We start from the raw sequence: 17,634 nt of genomic DNA on the forward strand, positions 1-17,634 counted from the left end.
GATAAGAGCCGGCAGTTATATGCTTATTACCGTTCCATCATTGATTCCGGCGTGACTTCGTGCAGTGGCGGCGCCTCCACCGGCGGCGTTTCCTCGGCGGCCGGCTTTTTCTTGCGGAATCCTTGCCAGATTTTCAAGGGCCCGCTGCCGCGTTTCTTGCGCAGATAGAAGAAGCCGCCCGCGCCGAGCAGCAGCGCCAGCACCCCGGCGCCGCCCGCGATCAGCGGCAGATTGCTGGACGGCTGCTCCGGCGGCTTTTCCTTTTTGTACTTCAGCTTGGGCAATACGCGCACCTTCTTGACCGGCGCCGACGCCTCGGCCGACGCCGCCCCGGAAGCCGACTCGCTCGCCGCCGCAGATGCTCCACTCACCGCGCTTGCCGATGCCGAATGCGCCGCCGATGCTGCTGGCGCACTCGATGCCGCTGGCGCACTCGATGCCTCCGACGCAGCCGATACCGCATGTGCCGCAGAAGCCGCCGGTTGCACCGCCGCCGGCGCGGCAACCGCCCCGCCCTTCGCCGCCAGAGCGCCCTGCAGCACTTTCACCTTGCCCTCCAGCTCGACCAGCTTGGTGGACAACTCCACACTATGCGTATCGAGCGCCGCGCATTCCTTCGCACCCATGCCGGACGGTGTACAAGCGGCCGGAGCCGCCGGCCGCTTCACGCCCTTAGGCAGCGGCAACGGAGGCAAAGGCAACAAAGCCTGCGCCACGCCCAGCGGCACGCCGCCATCGGCCTGCGCCACCTCGCCGCCGGCCGCCGGCTTGGGCGGCACCGCACGCACCGCCGGCCGCCGCGATGGCGTAGGCGCTGGCGCCACCCGCAAGCCACCCGGCTCGCCCACCTCCGACTCATGCGCAGCCGGCATCGGCGCCGGCCGCGTCCGGTCGCGCACAGGAGCCGGCGCCGGATCAACCGGAGCAGCCGCCACCACCTCAGCCGCCTTGGCCGCCCGAGCCTGCGCCGCCATCTGCGCCGCCGTCAACACCGGCGCCGCCGACGGCAGCGGCGCCGGATTCGGATCCGGCTGCAGCCACACCGTCGCCGCGCGCACATCATGGCGCCCGGCGGCACTCAGCTCCAGGAACAAATGGACATACTCGGCATCGATATTGCGGGTCGTGGTCAGATGCAGGAACTGGCGCCCGTCGCGCCGCACCACCGACATATGAACGCTGGCCAACGCCGGGTTCATCGTAATGCTGGCGCCGCGATACACATCCGGCTGCGCCAGCCGCACCTGCAGCGCCGACACCTCGTCCGGCGCCAGCTGCACCAGCTCGATATCGGCCGACAAGGGCTGGCCGATGAACGAGCGCACCGCCACATCCCCCAGTTCCGCCGCCGACGCGGCAGCCGCCAGCGACAGCGCGCCGGCGCAAGCAAAGATCAAGGTCAGGAAAGGTGTGCGCTGCATGTTGTGGTCGCTTGGCCGCGAATTCTAAAAGTGTATCAGCTATAACGGCTGAATTTCCCGGTTTTGTAGCCCTAGGTTAATTTTTCCAGACTGCGCTACACTAGAAAGCACTTAGCAAACTCACATGATTGCCTATCCGCCCAAAGGAAAAACCATGAACACCAGAAGTGAACGTGACAGTTTTGGCCCGATCGACGTCCCCGACCACCAGTTGTGGGGCGCGCAAACCCAGCGCTCGCTGGAACACTTCCACATCTCCACCGAACGCATGCCGCTGGAGCTGATCCACGCGCTGGCCAGCGTCAAGCGCGCCGCCGCCCGCGTCAACCTGGATCTGGGCCTGCTAGAAGGCGCCAAGGCCATCGCCATCACCCAGGCCGCCGACGAAGTGCTGGCCGACCAGCACCCGAGCGAATTTCCGCTGGCCGTGTGGCAGACCGGCTCCGGCACCCAGTCGAATATGAACATGAACGAAGTGCTGGCCAACCGCGGCTCCGAGCTGATGGGCGGCGTGCGCGGCGAATCCCGCAAGCTGCACCCCAACGACGACGTCAACAAGGGCCAGTCGTCGAACGACATCTTCCCCACCGCCATCCACGTGGCCGCCGCGCAGGCGCTGGCCGGCAATGTGCTGCCGGCGCTGCGCCAACTGCGCGACAGCCTGCACGCCAAGGCCGAAGCCTACACCGACATCGTCAAGATCGGCCGCACCCACCTGCAGGACGCCACGCCGCTGACGCTGGGCCAGGAATTCTCCGGCTACGTCGCCCACCTCGACTTCGCCGAACGCGCCATCAGCACCGCCCTGCCCGGCGTGCTGCAACTGGCGGCCGGCGGCACCGCCGTCGGCACCGGCCTCAACGCTCACCCCGAATACGCCCACCGCATCGCGGCCGAGCTGGAGCACACGCTGGCCCTACCCTTCCGCAGCGCCGACAACAAGTTCGCCGCGCTGGCCGGCCACGACGCCCTGCTGCTGGCGCACGGCGCGCTCAAAACCCTGGCCGCCGCGCTGATGAAAATCGCCAACGACGTGCGCTGGATGGCGTCCGGCCCGCGCTCCGGCCTGGGCGAAATCACGATCCCTGAAAACGAACCGGGCAGCTCCATCATGCCGGGCAAGGTCAACCCAACCCAGTGCGAAGCCGTCACCATGCTGTGCTGCCAGGTGTTCGGCAACGACGTCGCCATCACCATGGGCGGCGCCTCGGGCAACTTCGAATTGAACGTCTACAAGCCGCTGATCGCCCACAACTTCCTGCAAAGCGCGCGCCTGCTGGCCGACGGCATGCGCAGCTTCGAGGAGCATTGCGTGCACGGCATCGAGCCCAACCGGAGCCGCATCGCCGAGCTGATGGAGCGTTCGCTGATGCTGGTGACGGCGCTGGCGCCGCACATCGGCTACGACAAGGCCGCCACCATCGCCAAGCAGGCGCAGCACGAAGGGACGACGTTGAAGCAGGCGGCGCTGGCGCTGGGTTACGTCAGCGCCGAGCAGTTCGAGCAGTGGATAGTGCCGCTGGACATGACCCGTCCGGGCGCCTAGAAGCCGTAGGAGTAGCGGATGCCGGTCAGCCAGTCCGGCCGCGCGTTGGCGTCGTGGCCGGGATTGACGCGCCACATCACGGCGCCGGTCAGCTTGCCCATGCGGCCATCGCGGCCGAACATGGTGGTGTAGCCGATTTCCAGGTCGCGCTCGGTCGCGGTCGGCCGCAGGTTCAGCGTCGGCGCACCGAAGGCCGGTGCGCCGGGATCGCCGTTTTGCGGCGACGCCCCGCTGTACTGCAGCGTGCCGGTCCGCACCCGGGCCGGCACCGACAAGGTGATCGCCAGGCGGTCGTGGCTGTTGAACACCTGGCGCGTCGACAAGCCCACGCTGTAGGCCACGGTGCGCACCGACGACACCTGCGCGATCAGGCTGTCCGGATTGCCGATGCCTTCGGTCCGGCCGTAGGACGCCATCAGCATCAGCGCACTGCGCGAGCTGAGCGCATAGCCCAGCGAGAGCGAGGTGAAGGTGGTGGTGGGACGGGTATTCATGGCCAGCGCCGGCGACTGCTGCGAGCCGAGCGCCGAACCGGTCTCGCGCAACACGCCGATGGTCAGGATGCCGACCGCGCGCCCCATTTTCTTTTCAAAATCCGCGCTGGTGAGAAACCGTTTGCTGTGCTCGTTGAGCATGGGCCCCAGCGGATCGAGCAGCGTCAGGTTGTCCGGCAAGGCGCCGAAGTGCAGGCGCGGCCCGCCGTTGTAGCCGACGCCGTAACGCGGCGCGCTATCGCCCTGCAACTGCTCGCTGAGCGCGGACTGCCGGTCCGCCGCCTCGAACAGCAGCGACGAATTGGCCCGCTTTTCAAAAGCGGTCGGCAATCGTTGCGGGGAAAAAGGGTCGGATGCAGCGGCGCTTACCAAACCGGAAAGCGGGCAAATCAGGACGGCCAGGGGCCAGATGAGCTTGTTCATGATGCAACTCGCTGAGGGCAAATCATGCTGCACAAATATTCAGCAGTTAACTCAGGATAGCAACTTTTTTTCTCAACAGCAATCTCAACCGTGAGGTATTCGTCGAGTAAACTGCGGCCCTGTCGGAATGCCGCTACACTACTGAAAGTAAGCGGCAGAGCCGATTTCACATCATAGCAACAGAGGATAAAATGCAGAGAGTAAGTTTTGAATTGAGCGGGGAGTTTGTTGAGCTAAATCAGCTATTGAAGCTGGTGGGACTGTGCGACAGCGGCGGCGCCGGCAAGATGATGGTCGCCAGCGGCACCGTCAAAGTGGACGGCAAACAAGAGTTGCGCAAGACCGCCAAGATCCGCGCCGGCCAGCAAGTGACCGTGGGCGACATCCGCATCAGTGTTGACGGCGTGTGATTGGTTCTTGCATTTGAGCAATAATGGCCTAAGCTGAGGTCATGCGGGGTTGCGCGTTTGATCGAGCGCAAACCGGCGGACTTGACCATCGCTATATTGGGATAGCCCGCCAGCCGGCTTTTTCAACTTTTTACGACCAGGGGAACGTCATGGACGATCCTGCCAACAACATGCAAACGCAGGAACGCCTGCTCGACGACCTCCGGCAAGTGATCGAGAACGCCGAAGAACTGCTGAAGAATACCGGCCAGTACCACGGCGTGCTGTACCAGGCGGCCCGCGCCAAGCTGGCGCAGGCGCTGCTGACCGCCACCGAGGAACTGGCCCGTTTCGAAAACGTCCAGCTCGACCGCATGATCGAGCTGACCGCCGCCGCCAACCGCCTGCACAAGGACCTGACCGGCGAGGCCAAGCTGCTGCGCGCCTTCCGGCCGACTTAGGCGCGTCGCGCCAGCCACGCATCGAGCGACACCTTGCCCGGGCCGAAGGCCACCAGCACCAGCAACATCGCGCCCCAGTAGAAATGGTCGTTGATCGCGGCCGGGCACTCAAAGCTCAGCAGCTGCGGATACGAAATCACCGCCATCGCATTCACCAGGAACAAGGCCAGCGCCGCCGGCCGCGACGCCAATCCGACGAACAGCAGCACCGGCAGCACCAGCTCGCCGGCCGCGCCCGCGTAGGCCGCCAGTTCGGGCGGCAGCAGCGGCACCATGTACTCGTCGCGGAACAGCGACAGCGTCGCGCCCCAGTCGCCGACCTTGACCATGCCGGCCTTGAAGAATTGCCAGCCCACATAACAGCGCAGCGCCAGGCTCATCAGGGAACCGCCCCACGCGGTCAGTGCCGCATCGTAGCGGGATAATTGTTGGTGCAGTCCGAGGATAGTTTTCATCATTGCGCTTTCAAAATTAGTTAGTCGCCGTTAGACGTCTATCCTGACAATCAATGCAAAATCTATCCACTGCTGCAAATTGGCGGCGAAGTCGTAGTCCTCGTCGAGCTCGAAGGCCGCGTCCAGCGCCGCGCCGAACTCGCCGCCCGCCGCCAGCACCGACAGCGCCGCATGGCTGGCTGCGCTCAGCGGCAGGACCCGGGTTTTCCAGTGCGGACGCGTGACCAGTCCGCAGCTGGCCAGCGCCAGCTCGGGCGGGAACGCCACGTCGCCATCGGCCTGGTGCGCCTGCCACAGCGGGATCACCGCCCACGCCGACGCCAGCAGCGTGCACGCCGGATGCAGCTGCAAGCGCGCCGCCTCGACCTGCTGCGGCGACAGCGCCGCCATCTGCTGCGCCGTCACGCCGTCCGCCGACGGCGCGTAGTGGGCGCGGTGCAAGGTCCACTCCAGCGTCGCCATGTCGGGCAGATACGGGAAGTCGGCCACGTGCGGGAAGACGCGCAGGAAGTCGGCGAAATGCGCGCCGAAGCGATTCAGGTCGCCGCTGTCCGACGGCTGCGCGCGGCCATAGGCTTGCGCCAGGCCGCCGAAGAATTCCTCGCCCACCAGCATCTGGATCACCGGATAGGCCGCACCCAGCGTCTTGCTCCAGGTCGCGCTCAGGTTGCCGCGATACAGGGCGTAGCGGTGCTCGCTGTGCTCGCCTTTGAATTGCGCCAGCGCCGCCGGCGCCAGCGCAGCATCGAACAAGCCGGCGGCGAACGCCTGCTGGTCGGCGGCCAGCGTGGCGTCCGCTTCGTCCGCGATGGCCGCGGCAGCGACCGAGGTCATGGCCGACGCTGGCCGTGACGCAGCGGCCGACTCATGCCGACGCTGCATCGCCTCGGCCTTGTCCGCCTCGCCCAGCAGCACGCCAAGCTCGGGAATATCGGTATCCCATTCAATCAAGGTCGGCACCGCGCCGAAGCGCTGCAAGGCCGCCTCGTACAGGCGCCAGACCGGCTCGGCCACCGTATCGCCATGGTGATCGATCACCGCTTGCGGCGTCACCAGATGGCCGGCCAGATGCATCTCGCCCACCATGCCGGGCCGGATCGCGGCCAGCGCGGCCAGCGCGTCCTCGCCGTGGTTGCATTGATTGACGTAGAGATTGTTGATGTCCAACAGCAGCCCGCAGCCGCTGCGCGCCGCCAGCGCCGCCATGAACTCGGCCTCGCTCATCGAGTCCCGATGGAAGCGCACATAGGTCGACACATTCTCCAGCAGCAGCTGGCGCTTCAGCGTGTCCTGCACGCGGCCGACGCGCGCGCACAGCAGGTCGAGCGCGGCCCGGTCCAGCGTCAGCGGCAATAAATCGTTGAGTTGCCGGTCGCCGACGGCGCCCCAGCACAGGTGTTCGGATACCAGCATCGGTTCGGCGCGCTCGACCAGACTGCGCACACGTTCAAGATGATGTTCGGAGAAACCGCGTGCCGAGCCCAGTCCCAGGCCGACGCCATGCAGGCTGATCGGATAATCGCGCCGCAATTGCTGCAGCACGTGCCAGTCCCAGCCGGCTTGATCGAGATAATTTTCGGTGTGAACTTCGAGCCAGGCGGCGCGCGGCCGCTGCTCGATGAATTGCCGGTAATGCGGCGCCCTCAGCCCCACGCCCACGCCCGGCAACTGCTGCGCTGGACGTGGCGAGGACATGACGGCGCGACCGGCTCTGCTGATTACTTGGCTGGCGCTGCGGTTTTGCCGCCGGCTTTTTCGCAGGTGCCCTTGGCGACATATTTCCACTCGGCGGCGCCGTTGTCGGTCTTCGACTGGCCGGCGCAGGAGTGCGAACCGTTGGCCGAAGCGCAATCGTTCTGGCCTGCCTTGGCGATGCCGAAGCATTTCTCTTTTTCAGCCGATGCCGACGCGGTCGCGGCGGAAGCGGTGCCGACGGAAGCGGTGCCGACGGAAGCGGCGCATACGGTGGCCAGGGCGGCGGCGATCAGGGCTTGGCGTTTGTTCATGGTAAGTCTCCTCAGTGGAAAGTTAAGTTTGATGTGCAACGCAATCGTCTGCAACTGTACGGTAGTCGGCCAACGAGGGTCCAGCCTTACAGGTTTTTTAAAAAATTTTTGCGAGACCCGTAAGCAGACGCAGCGTACCAGCATTAACGGATATACGCATCATTCTGTTGACTGGATTCAAATCGGGAGAAGTCGTCGGGCGCAGCAACGCGCCGACACGCTGCGCACCGGTCGGCGCGCAGGCGGGGAGAGGCGGCGCCGAACGGGCCGCGGCGATGCCGGTCAGGCAGTCGTGTTGATCGTGTTGCCGAGATGCGAAGGCAGATTCGGCGCCGAAGGCACCGGTGGAATCGCCTCGATCAGGGCAGCAGCGCTCGACGCCTGGATATCCTGGGCTTTTTTCAACACAGCGATGCCGACGGCCTGCTTGGTGCCGGTGTCAGCGATCGTGGTTGCTGCTTGAGCAATACCTGAAACGTCCATGTGATTCTCCAGTAAGGCGTATCACTACTTTTACGGACGTTCGGCGCGTAACTTTAGGCGTTCGATGAAACTTTTTTCAAATAGCCGCCCAGCCAGGCCAGCACCGCCTGCGGCTGGTTCAAATCCAGCCAGGCCACCGATGGCGGCAAGTCCGGCGGCAAGGGCTGGTCGGAGGCGACCGCGATCACCAGCGGATCGTGCGGATACAGCGGCGGCTTGCCGGATGCGGGCCGGTAGACCTCCAGCTTGGCGATCGGATAAGCCTTGAAGCCTTCCAGCAAGGTCAGGTCGGCGGGCGCCAGGCGGTCCAGTTGTTCGTCCAGCGACGGCTCGGGGGCGCCGCGCAGTTCGCGGATGATCGCCATGCGGAACGGCGACGCCACCATCACCTCGGCGGCGCCGGCCATGCGCAGGCGGGCGCTGTCCTTGCGCGGCGGCTCCAGTTCCAGGTCGTGGTGGCTGTGCTTGATAACATTGACCTTCAAGCCCTGTCCGGCCAGCCCGGCGATGAGAAACTCCAGCAGCGTCGTCTTGCCGCTGCCCGACGTCCCGGTGATCGCCAGGACAGTGCGCTTACGCGCGGGAATTTCTCTCTGCATTGCCTACCTCTCCACGACATCTTGTTGCCGCCATTATACGCAGCAACATCGTGGAAGGCCGGGGGCTTACTTGTCGTTCAGGGCCTTGAACGGTTCAACGCGCGAGCTGCGCGCGCCCAGCAACAGCAAACCGAGGCTGATGGCAGCGGCGGCGTAGGTGCCGGTGTCCTGCTGGGCCGACGGTGCCTGCTCGGCGGCATGGGCGCGTGGAACGGCGAACGCGGCGGCTATCAACAGAGGCAACAATTTCAGGTATTTCATCGTGTTTCCCGTGCATGAATGTCAATGATAGAAAAATATCATGCACACATGACGGGCCTGTGACAGCTTTCAATACGGAACGCGGTAGCGATAACCCTTGAAACTGAAGACCGCCTCGCGCGGCAGCAGTTTTTCCAGCATCAGGCCGGGCGCGACTTCCTCGCCTTCGTGGCGCAGTATCTTGTCGATCAACAGCAGGCGGTCGGCAGGATTCTTGGAATAAATGTAGCCGCCGACGGTGACATGCGGGATCGAGCGCTGTATCGGCTCCGGCAGGTCGCGCAGGTTCTGGACCGGCTCTTCCGGCGCGGCGGCTGGTTTGACTGGTTTGTCGGCCACCACCGCCGGCGCAGGTGCGGGCGCCTCTTCGGCCACCGGCTGCGGACGCGGCTCGGGGGTGACGGTGGCTACCGGCGGCGGCAAGGCGGCCGCCAGCGGTGCGGCTCCAGTCTGCGCCGGCGCGGCAGGCGCGACGGGGATGGCAGGCGCGGCGGGCGCCGCGACCGCTACAGCCGCTACGGCCGGAGGAGCAACTGCCGGCTGCTGTGGCTGCGCCGGGCGCAACACCAGCACCAGCAGCACCATGATCGCCACGCCCATCGCCAGCGCCGCCAGCACCAGCGGCCTGGTCAAAGCGCCGCCGGCAGCCTTGCGATCCGTCCCATGCAACGCGGGCGCGTGCAGCGTCGGCGCGCTGCCCAGTTGACGTTCCGCCTGCGCCTTCTTCAGCGCTTCCAAAATGTAAGACATATTATTCCCCTGCTGCCGCGCTGCCGCCGGCGTTCGCGCGGGCCAGCAGACGCGGCTCCTGCACGCCGCCCAACTGGTACAGCCGGATGAAAGTTTTCGGACCGGCCACGCCGTCCGCCTTGAGATGCTGCTCGGTCTGGAAATCGGTCAGGCGCGCGCGCAGGCCGGTGCTCAGCGGCAGATCGTCCTGCGGCTTCTTCAAGCCATAGATTTGCGCCAGCCGCCGCGCCAGCCAGTCCACGTCCGGCCCGTGATCGCCGCCCGAGACCTCATCCCGCCAGCTGCGCGGTGCGCGCCAGAAGGTCGTGAACTCGCCGCCGAAGCGCGCCGCCAGCGCATCCAGGGCTATGCTCTGCGGCTTGCCGCCGGGGGCGACGATGGTTGCGCTGTGCTCGTCCATCGCCGTCAGCAACACGTAGTTGGCGGCGGTGGGATCGTCGTGCAGCGTCAGCATCGCCGGGCGATCCAGCAGGCGCAGATCGGCGATACCGCCCTTGACCTGCAAGCAGCGCAGATTCAAACGCGCCGCCGTCGGACACGGTTCGCCGTCCGGCAACGCCAGGCCCCAGATCGCCGCCAGTTGCCGCAAGGCCGCCGCGCTGCCGCCAACCGCTGCCGTGACAGGCGCAGGCGCCGCCGCTGGCACCGACGGCGCAGCAGCAACCGCGCTGATCACCGGTTTGGCCGGCGCCGAAGCCGCCTGCGCAACCGGCTTGACGCCCGGCGCCGCCAACTGCCATGCCGTCGCACTCAGCACCACCCCGGCCAGCACACCGGCCGCCACCAAAGGCCAACGCGCGCCGGCCGCCACCTTGAGTTCCCCGCCGATCATCGCATCCGGCCGGGCAAACACTTCCGCCGCCGCCTTGCGCAGGATGTTGCGCGTCACCTGCGGCTGGTTCTCCACATACGCGCCCAGCAAAGCCCGGTCGCACAGCAAATTGATACGGCGCGGCACGCCCTTGGCCAGACTGTGCACCAGTCCCATCAAGCGGCGCGGAAACGGCGCAATCGCCGCCGCCCCCGCCACCGCCAGCCGATGCTCGATATACGCCCCGGTCTCCGCCTCGCTCAGTGAGCCCAGGTGGTAGCGCGCGATCACCCGCTGCGCCAGCTGCTCCAGCTCCGGCCGCGCCACCATTGCCCGCAGTTCCGGCTGGCCGATCAGGATGATCTGCAACAGCTTGCGCTCGCTGGTCTCCAGATTGGTCAGCAGGCGCAACTGCTCCAGCACCTCCGCCGACAAATTCTGCGCCTCGTCGATGATCAGCACATTGTTGCGGCCCTGCGCATGGCTGGCCAGCAGATAGGCATTGATCGCATCGACATAACCCTTGACGCTGACCGCCCCCGCGCCCGGCGGCGCCAGCGCGATGCCGAACTCGTCGCAGATCGACAGCAGCAACTCCTCCACCGACAGCTTGGGATTGAAGATGTAGGCCAGCTTGCAGTTCTCGGGAATCTGCTCCATGAAACAGCGGCACACGGTAGTCTTGCCCGCGCCGATCTCGCCCGTCAGCAGCACGAAACCGCCGCCGCTGCCCACGCCATACAGCAGATGCGCCAGCGCCTCGCGATGGCGTTCGCTCATGAACAGATAGCGGGGATCGGGGGCGATGGAAAACGGCGACTGCTTCAGATTAAAGAAATGCGTGTACATGAAGGCCCTGGCAAGGCGCTACTTCAAGCGCTGGCGTACCGGCGGCGGCTGCACCGGCGGCAAGGGCTTGAACTTGGCGCAGTAAATCTTGGATTTGGTATCGAAATACACGATGCGGCTGGCCGGCTTGGCCTCGCGCACCGGATAGGCCGAGCTGTCGATTCTCGCATAATGCAGGCCGACCTGGCGAATGATGGCCTGCTCCAGCTCCTCCGGCTTGGCCTCGGCCACGGCGCCGACGAAGATATAGGTGCTGGTATCGTCGCTGACCATGACCTCGGAAATCGCCGTGCCCCACAGATTGGCGCCGTCGGTCTTGAACCAGTAGGCGCCGCCGTCGTGCTTGTAGGCCGGGCCGAAGGCCTTGAGCAGATAATCGTAGTAGTACAGGTTGTCGGTCTGGTCGCGGCACAGCAGGCCGTTGCCGATGATGGTGCCGAAGGTGGTGGGCACCGCCTGGGCGCCGGCGGCGCAGCAAGCGGCCACCGCGGCGGCGGCCAGCGCGCCGCGCAGCATGCACAGAATGGACGGCATTATAATTTTTGCAGCCAGGACCGGTTGGCGCTGATGCGCGCCTTGGCCGTGGCCGGAAGGGCTTCGTAACAGCCAGGATATTGTTTCAAGGCGCTTTCCCGAATTTCCTTCTGCAAGCCGTTAATCAAAAAAATATACAGCACCGAGCCATCGTCTGTATTCTTGGTTCCCATATACCTGATCATGTGCGCTCCTTTGACCCCGGCAATACGTACTTGCGTCCATTATGACATTAACGGTAGCCGCGTACCGAAGTTGAATCACGGTTCAGCACCGTTTTTTTGCAGTTGATCCCCTCGTTCCGCGCGTCCATCCCATTCCACGCGCCCGCCGCCCGGATTTGCCCTATCGTTCAATCCTCGCCACTTCCCATAATCGAGATAAAAATGAAGCAGACGATCAAACACACCGCGCTGGTATCCGCCCTGATGGTGGCATCCCTGGCCAGCGTCGCAGCCCGGGCCGACAGCAAGCAGGACGACACCATCGGCACCGAAACCCGCACCGTTGCGGCCTTCAGCAGCATCGCCATCAGCGGCCCGTTCCGCGTGATCGTCACTTCGCAGCCAGGCAACAGCATCGAACTGTCCGGCCTGCGCCGCAAGTTTGCCGAAATTGAAACGTCGGTCAGCGGCGACACCCTCACCGTGCGCCAGCCGCGCAACAAAACCAAGGGCTGGAACTTCATCTTCAACTGGGGCAAGGACAGCAAGCCGCCGATGACCATCCGTATCAGCGCGGCCGGTCTGAAGAGCCTACGCAACTCCGGCAGCGGCGATGTTGATCTGCAACAGTTCCAGGGCCAGCAGCTGTCGTTGACCTCGGAGGGCCCGGGCGACGTGCACGCCAGCGGCAGCGTGCGCGACCTGACGGTGACGGCCTCCGGCAGCGGCGACGTCGACCTGCGCACCCTGAAAGCAGCCAGCCTGAACCTGGTGATGAGCGGCCCCGGCGACGTCAGCGCCAGCGGCATGACGCAGGATGTGAACCTGGCCGTCAGCGGCTCGGGCGACCTCGACATTGATGACCTGCACGCCGGCAAGATCAACGCCGCCGTGCGCGGGCCGGGTTCGGTGTCCTTGCACGGCAGCAGCAAGGAAATCCGCGCCGAAGTGTCGGGCTCGGGCGACCTGGAAGCCTGCTCGATGAACACCGAAGCGGCCAGCGCCATGCTGCGCGGCCCGGGCGAAGCCTGCCTGGCCGGCACCATCAAGAAATTCGACGCGGAAGTGCACGGCTCGGGCGACCTGACGGTGCGCGGCCTGCAAGCGCCGAGCGCGCGCGCCATGCTCAGCGGTCCGGGCAATATGAACCTGTCGGGCAGCGTGGGCGTGCTCAGCGCGGAAGTCAGCGGTTCGGGGGATCTGGAAGGGCAAGCGCTGCAGGTGGAGCGTGCCGTCACGCGCAGCCGCGGACCGGGCAACATCTTCCTGAACAAGATCAGCGACGCGCTTGATGCCGAGCTCAGCGGCTCGGGCGATTTGAACGCCACGGCGGCGTGCAAGAACGTCAAGCTGAACATGCACGGCCCCGGCGAGGTCAAGCTCAACGGCAAGACCGACAGCCTGGTTGCGCAGCTGAGCGGTTCCGGCAGCCTGAACGCGCGCCAGCTGTGGACCAGCCAGGCCGACGTCAAGGTGAGCGGCCCCGGCAACGCCACCGTCACCGTCGCCGACAAAGCCGTCACCTACGACCGCAAAGGCATGAGCCGGCGCGATTAAAAATGGGGTCAAGTCTGACATTCGGACACGAACTCTGCCCTAAGCATCGCTGACGGCAGAGCTCGTGTCCAATTGTCAGACTTGACCCCTGTGTTTTTTAGTCGAAGCAGAGGCGCTTCTTGGTGGCGGCGATCAGTTTGTCGTCGTACGGATGCAGGTTTTCGATAAACAGCAGTTCCGTCTCATCCGGCTCTTCCAGACACATCGCCAGCATCATCGGACCATCCTCCATCCGCCCGATAAAATGCTTGGGCCAGCGATTCTTGCGGTTCGCCTTCATCACTTCCATCCCCAGCTTGGCCAGCGGCGCCTTCACGCCGGCAGCCAACGCTTCCTTCTGCCAGTCGTCCCAGTAATCGTTCATCATCTTGCTTTCAAAAGTGCACTAAAGCCATAGTGTACTCCCTCGACCGCCTCCCCTACCAAATGCAGACCAAAGTGGCATGCAAATACGACACCCGACCACTTGCCGTCAAATTCATCAATCCACAATAAAAACAATAACTTACAAATACATTCCAAGTCGACAACGCCAGTCCACTTCAATATTTTCTAATACCAGTTAAATACCTGTTGACAAGCTGGTTTGCCAAACATATAGTGCCCTCACCACGGGGTATCCCGGCACGGAATTCTCGGATAATCATGATCGAATTTTTAATCGGCGTTGACGGCGGCGGCACTGGCACCCGGGTACGCCTGGCCCGCACCGACGGCGTAGAACTGGCCGAAGGCGTCAGCGGCCCATCCGGCCTGATGCACGGCATCGCCAACGCCTGGGCCTCCGTCGAGGACGCCACAGCCATGGCCTTCCGCGTCGCCGACCTGGAACTGCCCGGCAAGGACAAGATCGCCATCGGCCTCGGCCTGGCTGGCGTGCACAACCGCGCCTGGGCGGCCGAATTCGTCGCCGCCAATCCCGGCTACGCCCGCGTGGCGCTGGAAACCGACGGCCACACCACCGTGCTCGGCGCGCATCGCGGCCAGCCCGGCTCCATCATCGCCCTCGGCACCGGCAGCGTCGGCGAGATCAAACGCGCCGACGGCGTCCACGTCGAAGTCGGCGGCTGGGGCTTCCCCGCCGGCGACGAAGCCAGCGGCGCCTGGATCGGCCTGCGCGCCATCAACCACGTGCAGCAGGTGCTGGACGGCCGCATGCCGGCCTCACCCTTCAGCGCCGACCTGGCGCAAGCCTGCGGCGGCGGCCGCGACGCGCTGCAGAACTGGCTGGCCAAGGCCACGCAAACGCAATACGCGCAACTGGCGCGCATCGTGCTGCAGCACGGCGAAACCAACGACACCGCGCGCGCCATCCTGCTCGAAGCGGGCCGCCAGGTGGAGTTGATGGGCAACGCGCTCGACGCCGGCGGCAAGCTGCCGATCGCGCTGTGCGGCGGCCTGGCGGCGCCGTTGCGCCCCTACCTGCCGGTCTCGATGTTGAAGCGGATCGTCACGCCGCAAGGCGATTCCGCGGCAGGTGCCTTGCGGCTGATCCAACAACGTCTGAAGGAGTAAGCCTGTGCTAGCCCAGTTGAGCGATTTCAAGCCGGACGCCGATAGCGACACCCCTCTCTACATGCAGCTGGCGAACAAGCTGTCCGACGGGATCGCCGCCGGCGACTGGCGTGCCAACGAGGCCCTGCCGTCCGAGCGCGTGCTGTCGGACATGCTCAACATCTCGCGCGTCACCGCGCGCAAGGCGATCGACATGCTGTGCGACCGCGGCATGCTGACCCGCAAGCGCGGCTCCGGCACCTACATCACGCCGAAACTGGAGCAGCCCTTATCCCGCCTGACCAGCTTTTCCGAAGAGCTGCGCGAACGCGGCTTCACCGCCGGCTCGCGCTGGCTGCAGCGCGACATCGGCATCGCCTCGCCGGTCGAGCTGCTGTCGCTCGGCCTGTCGCCCAATATGCCGGTCGCGCGCCTCAAGCGCCTGCGCACCGCCGACGACGTGGTGATGGCGATCGAGACCACCACCATCCCGGCCCAGTACATGCCCAATCCGCACAGCGTCACCGATTCGCTGTACGGCTACCTGGAAGCCAACGGCACCATCCCGATGCGCGCGCTGCAGCACATCCGCGCCGTCAACGCCAGCGTCGAACAAGCGCGCCTGGCCAACATACCTGCGGGTGCGGCGATGCTGCACATCACCCGCGTCAGCTATCTCGACAACGGCGCAGCGGTGGAACTGACCCACTCGTATTGCCGCAGTGATTATTATGAATTCGTAGCGGAGTCGCGCAGATGAGCAGTGCAATCCAAGGCAATATCCTGACATCGGCGGGCTGGGTCCGCGGTGAGATCAGCTTCAGCGAGCGCATCGCCGCCATCCACGGCAGCAGCACCGATCCGTCGAAAAACGAAGACGTCTATATCCTGCCTGGCTTTATCGACCTGCACGTGCACGGCGGCGGCGGCAAGGACGTGATGGAAGGCGGCGACGCCGTCCACACCATCGCCGCCATCCATGCGAAGCACGGCACCACCAGCATGCTGGCCACGACGATGACCGCGCCGCCGGAAGACATCGACCTGGCGCTGCAAGGCATAGGCAAAGCCGCCGCCCTGCGCGGCAAAGGCGAAGCGCGCGTGCTGGGCGTGCACCTGGAAGGCCCGTTCATCAACTCCGGCAAGCTGGGAGCGCAGCCGCCGTACGCGCGCACCGCCAAGCTGGCCGACGTCGAGCGCCTGGAAGCTATCGCGCCGATCAAACTGATCACCGTAGCGCCGGAAATCGGCGGCCACCTGGAGCTGGTGCGCGAACTGTCCGACGCCGGCATGCGCGTGCAGATCGGCCACACCCTCGGCACCTACGAGGACGGCGTGGCCGCGCTGGAGCACGGCGCGCACGGCTTCACCCACCTGTTCAACGCCATGACCGGCCTGCATCACCGCGAGCCCGGCATGGTCGGCGCCGCGCTGGCCCATGCGCAGTACGCCGAATTCATCCCCGACCTGCTGCACGTGCACCCCGGCGCCATCCGCACCGCGCTGCGCTGCATCCCGCACCTGTACTGCGTGACCGATTCGACCGCCGCCACCGGCATGCCGGACGGCGAGTACATGCTGGGCCGCCACACCGTCATGAAGTGCATGGGCGGCGTACGCCTGCCCGACGGCACACTGGCCGGCAGCACCCTCACCATGGACCAGGCGCTGCGCAACCTGGTCGGACTCGGCCTCGATCTGGCGGACGCCTCGGCACGGGTCTCAACGTATGCGGCCGACTATCTCGGCCTGCAAGAGCGGGGCCGTTTGGCTCCCGGCGCCTACGCCGACTTTGTAGTGCTCGACCGTGACCTGAATCTCAAAGCCGTCTATATCGAAGGAGAATTGTTGTGACCTCAATGATGTTGAAAGAAGCCCTGTCCGCAGCGGATTGCGTAGCCCTCCAGCTGGCCAGCGATGGTGACCGTTACGCGGAGCTGGGCCGCAAATTGAGGAGCACGTCCTTCTCGACCGCGCTGACCATCGCGCGCGGAAGCTCCGACCACGCCTGCGCCTACGCGGCCTACCTGATCATGGCCCGCCTGGGCCGCGTGGTGGCCTCGCTGCCGATGTCGCTGGTCACGCTGAACAAATCGCCGCTGATCACCCGCGACACGCTGGCGATCTCGATCTCGCAATCGGGCCAGAGCCCGGACGTGGTCGAGCCGATCAAATACTTCCGCGACGGCGGCGCCACCACCATCGCGCTGGTCAACGACATCGACTCGCCGCTGGCGCACGCCGCCGAGTGGTCGATTCCGCTGCGCGCCGGTAAAGAGCAGAGCGTGGCCGCCACCAAGAGCTTCATCACCAGCCTGGTGGCCGGCGCCCGCCTGGTCGCCGCATGGCAGAACGATCCTGAACTGCTGGCCGGCCTGGAAGCCCTGCCCGACTCGCTGCGCGCAGCGGCCCAGGAAGACTGGTCGCCGGCGCTGGAAGTGCTGGCCCCGGCCCGCAACATCATGGTGGTCGGTCGCGGCATCAGCTTCCCTGTCGCGCTGGAAGCGTCGTTGAAATTCAAGGAAACCTCGGCACTGCAGGCGGAAGCCTTCAGCGGCGCGGAGATCAAGCACGGCCCGATGGCGTTGATCGAAGAAGGCTACCCGCTGGTGATCTTCGCCACCCGTGGCCCGACGCAAGCGAGCCTGCTGCAACTGGCGACCGAGATGCGCGGCCGTGGCGCGCGTGTGCTGCTGGCCGCACCGGCCGACGTGGCCGACCGTGACCTGACCTTGCCGGTAGCGGCGACGCCGGATCTCGACCCTATCGTGGCGATCCAGGCCTTCTACGTGATGGCGGCCCAGCTGTCGGCGGCACGCGGCATGGACCCGGACGCCCCGCGCCACCTGAGCAAAGTCACCAAGACCAACTAAGCAATGCTGCCAGTAACCCCGTCATTCCCGCGAAAGCGGGAATCCATACTGAAGCAGCGTTCAC

The 17,634-nt window shown here is 65.4% G+C and carries 21 protein-coding genes; 8 read left to right on the forward strand and 13 right to left on the reverse strand.

The features are described 5' to 3' along the window. Positions 1-26: 26 nt before the first annotated feature. Complete coding sequence (locus GEV01_RS11730; RefSeq protein ID WP_152804478.1) at positions 27-1,421, reverse strand: type IV pilus assembly protein FimV; 1,395 nt, start codon at positions 1,419-1,421, stop codon at positions 27-29. Between the two features lie 154 nt (positions 1,422-1,575). Between GEV01_RS11730 and fumC the strand changes: the two genes are divergently transcribed. Further along, entirely contained in the window at positions 1,576-2,967 is a 1,392-nt protein-coding gene (gene fumC / locus GEV01_RS11735; RefSeq protein ID WP_152804479.1) for a class II fumarate hydratase, read from the forward strand. Here fumC and GEV01_RS11740 read toward each other — a convergent pair. Then, on the reverse strand, positions 2,964-3,791 hold the full coding sequence (locus tag GEV01_RS11740; protein WP_235914336.1) for a hypothetical protein: 828 nt from the start codon (positions 3,789-3,791) through the stop codon (positions 2,964-2,966). The genes fumC and GEV01_RS11740 overlap by 4 nt on opposite strands. A 284-nt stretch (positions 3,792-4,075) precedes the next feature. Here GEV01_RS11740 and GEV01_RS11745 point away from each other — a divergent pair, with 284 nt between their 5' ends. Next, positions 4,076-4,294, forward strand: a complete 219-nt coding sequence (locus GEV01_RS11745; protein ID WP_008446085.1) for an RNA-binding S4 domain-containing protein — start codon at positions 4,076-4,078, stop codon at positions 4,292-4,294. A gap of 149 nt (positions 4,295-4,443) precedes the next feature. Beyond that, complete coding sequence (locus tag GEV01_RS11750; protein ID WP_070361578.1) at positions 4,444-4,734, forward strand: DUF883 family protein; 291 nt, start codon at positions 4,444-4,446, stop codon at positions 4,732-4,734. Here the strand turns inward: GEV01_RS11750 and GEV01_RS11755 are convergent. The 10 genes from GEV01_RS11755 to GEV01_RS11800 form a co-directional block, all read right to left on the reverse strand. Further along, complete coding sequence (locus GEV01_RS11755) at positions 4,731-5,189, reverse strand: DoxX family protein (protein WP_152805642.1); 459 nt, start codon at positions 5,187-5,189, stop codon at positions 4,731-4,733. The genes GEV01_RS11750 and GEV01_RS11755 overlap by 4 nt on opposite strands. A gap of 30 nt (positions 5,190-5,219) precedes the next feature. Beyond that, a complete protein-coding gene (bufB, locus tag GEV01_RS11760) occupies positions 5,220-6,884 on the reverse strand; it encodes an MNIO family bufferin maturase (protein ID WP_152804483.1) in 1,665 nt (554 codons plus the stop codon). Between the two features lie 23 nt (positions 6,885-6,907). After that, positions 6,908-7,195, reverse strand: coding sequence for a BufA1 family periplasmic bufferin-type metallophore (locus GEV01_RS11765; protein ID WP_152804485.1), 288 nt, complete (start codon positions 7,193-7,195; stop codon positions 6,908-6,910). Between the two features lie 282 nt (positions 7,196-7,477). Then, complete coding sequence (locus GEV01_RS11770; protein WP_152804488.1) at positions 7,478-7,678, reverse strand: YjfB family protein; 201 nt, start codon at positions 7,676-7,678, stop codon at positions 7,478-7,480. Positions 7,679-7,731: 53 nt separating this feature from the next. Beyond that, positions 7,732-8,277 (reverse strand): molybdopterin-guanine dinucleotide biosynthesis protein B, encoded by a 546-nt coding sequence (gene mobB / locus GEV01_RS11775; protein ID WP_152804490.1) that lies wholly within the window; start codon positions 8,275-8,277, stop codon positions 7,732-7,734. 66 nt (positions 8,278-8,343) lie between these two features. Then, positions 8,344-8,538 carry a hypothetical protein gene (locus GEV01_RS11780; RefSeq protein ID WP_152804492.1) on the reverse strand — a complete coding sequence of 65 codons (195 nt, stop codon included), beginning with the start codon at positions 8,536-8,538 and terminating at the stop codon, positions 8,344-8,346. Positions 8,539-8,607: 69 nt separating this feature from the next. Then, complete coding sequence (locus GEV01_RS11785; RefSeq protein WP_152804494.1) at positions 8,608-9,288, reverse strand: general secretion pathway protein GspB; 681 nt, start codon at positions 9,286-9,288, stop codon at positions 8,608-8,610. A gap of 1 nt (position 9,289) precedes the next feature. After that, positions 9,290-10,948 (reverse strand): AAA family ATPase, encoded by a 1,659-nt coding sequence (locus tag GEV01_RS11790; RefSeq protein ID WP_152804497.1) that lies wholly within the window; start codon positions 10,946-10,948, stop codon positions 9,290-9,292. A gap of 18 nt (positions 10,949-10,966) precedes the next feature. Continuing rightward, positions 10,967-11,482, reverse strand: a complete 516-nt coding sequence (locus GEV01_RS11795; protein ID WP_152804499.1) for a hypothetical protein — start codon at positions 11,480-11,482, stop codon at positions 10,967-10,969. Next, the gene (locus tag GEV01_RS11800) at positions 11,482-11,667 is read right to left on the reverse strand and encodes a hypothetical protein (RefSeq protein WP_043480370.1); all 186 of its coding nucleotides are present in this window, start codon (positions 11,665-11,667) and stop codon (positions 11,482-11,484) included. The genes GEV01_RS11795 and GEV01_RS11800 overlap by 1 nt, the downstream gene beginning before the upstream one ends. Positions 11,668-11,868: 201 nt before the next feature. Here GEV01_RS11800 and GEV01_RS11805 point away from each other — a divergent pair, with 201 nt between their 5' ends. Beyond that, positions 11,869-13,203 (forward strand): head GIN domain-containing protein, encoded by a 1,335-nt coding sequence (locus GEV01_RS11805; protein ID WP_152804501.1) that lies wholly within the window; start codon positions 11,869-11,871, stop codon positions 13,201-13,203. A gap of 97 nt (positions 13,204-13,300) precedes the next feature. On the opposite strand, the gene GEV01_RS11810 is transcribed toward GEV01_RS11805, so the two are convergent. Next, positions 13,301-13,570: a hypothetical protein gene (locus GEV01_RS11810; RefSeq protein ID WP_070267635.1), complete on the reverse strand. Its 270-nt coding sequence runs from the start codon at positions 13,568-13,570 to the stop codon at positions 13,301-13,303. Between the two features lie 278 nt (positions 13,571-13,848). Here GEV01_RS11810 and GEV01_RS11815 point away from each other — a divergent pair, with 278 nt between their 5' ends. From GEV01_RS11815 to GEV01_RS11830, 4 genes are read left to right on the forward strand one after another with little or no spacing between them, the layout of a single operon-like run. Continuing rightward, a complete protein-coding gene (locus GEV01_RS11815; RefSeq protein ID WP_152804503.1) occupies positions 13,849-14,718 on the forward strand; it encodes a BadF/BadG/BcrA/BcrD ATPase family protein in 870 nt (289 codons plus the stop codon). A 4-nt stretch (positions 14,719-14,722) separates the two neighbouring features. Then, positions 14,723-15,457, forward strand: a complete 735-nt coding sequence (locus tag GEV01_RS11820) for a GntR family transcriptional regulator (RefSeq protein ID WP_328595497.1) — start codon at positions 14,723-14,725, stop codon at positions 15,455-15,457. Continuing rightward, on the forward strand, positions 15,454-16,551 hold the full coding sequence (nagA, locus tag GEV01_RS11825; protein ID WP_152804505.1) for an N-acetylglucosamine-6-phosphate deacetylase: 1,098 nt from the start codon (positions 15,454-15,456) through the stop codon (positions 16,549-16,551). The genes GEV01_RS11820 and nagA overlap by 4 nt, the downstream gene beginning before the upstream one ends. Before the next feature lie 5 nt (positions 16,552-16,556). Then, positions 16,557-17,570, forward strand: a complete 1,014-nt coding sequence (locus GEV01_RS11830) for an SIS domain-containing protein (RefSeq protein ID WP_152805649.1) — start codon at positions 16,557-16,559, stop codon at positions 17,568-17,570. The last annotated feature ends 64 nt before the right edge of the window (positions 17,571-17,634 follow it).

The sequence above is a fragment of the Rugamonas rivuli genome, assembly GCF_009380165.1.
Taxonomy (GTDB): Bacteria; Pseudomonadota; Gammaproteobacteria; order Burkholderiales; family Burkholderiaceae_D; genus Rugamonas; species Rugamonas rivuli.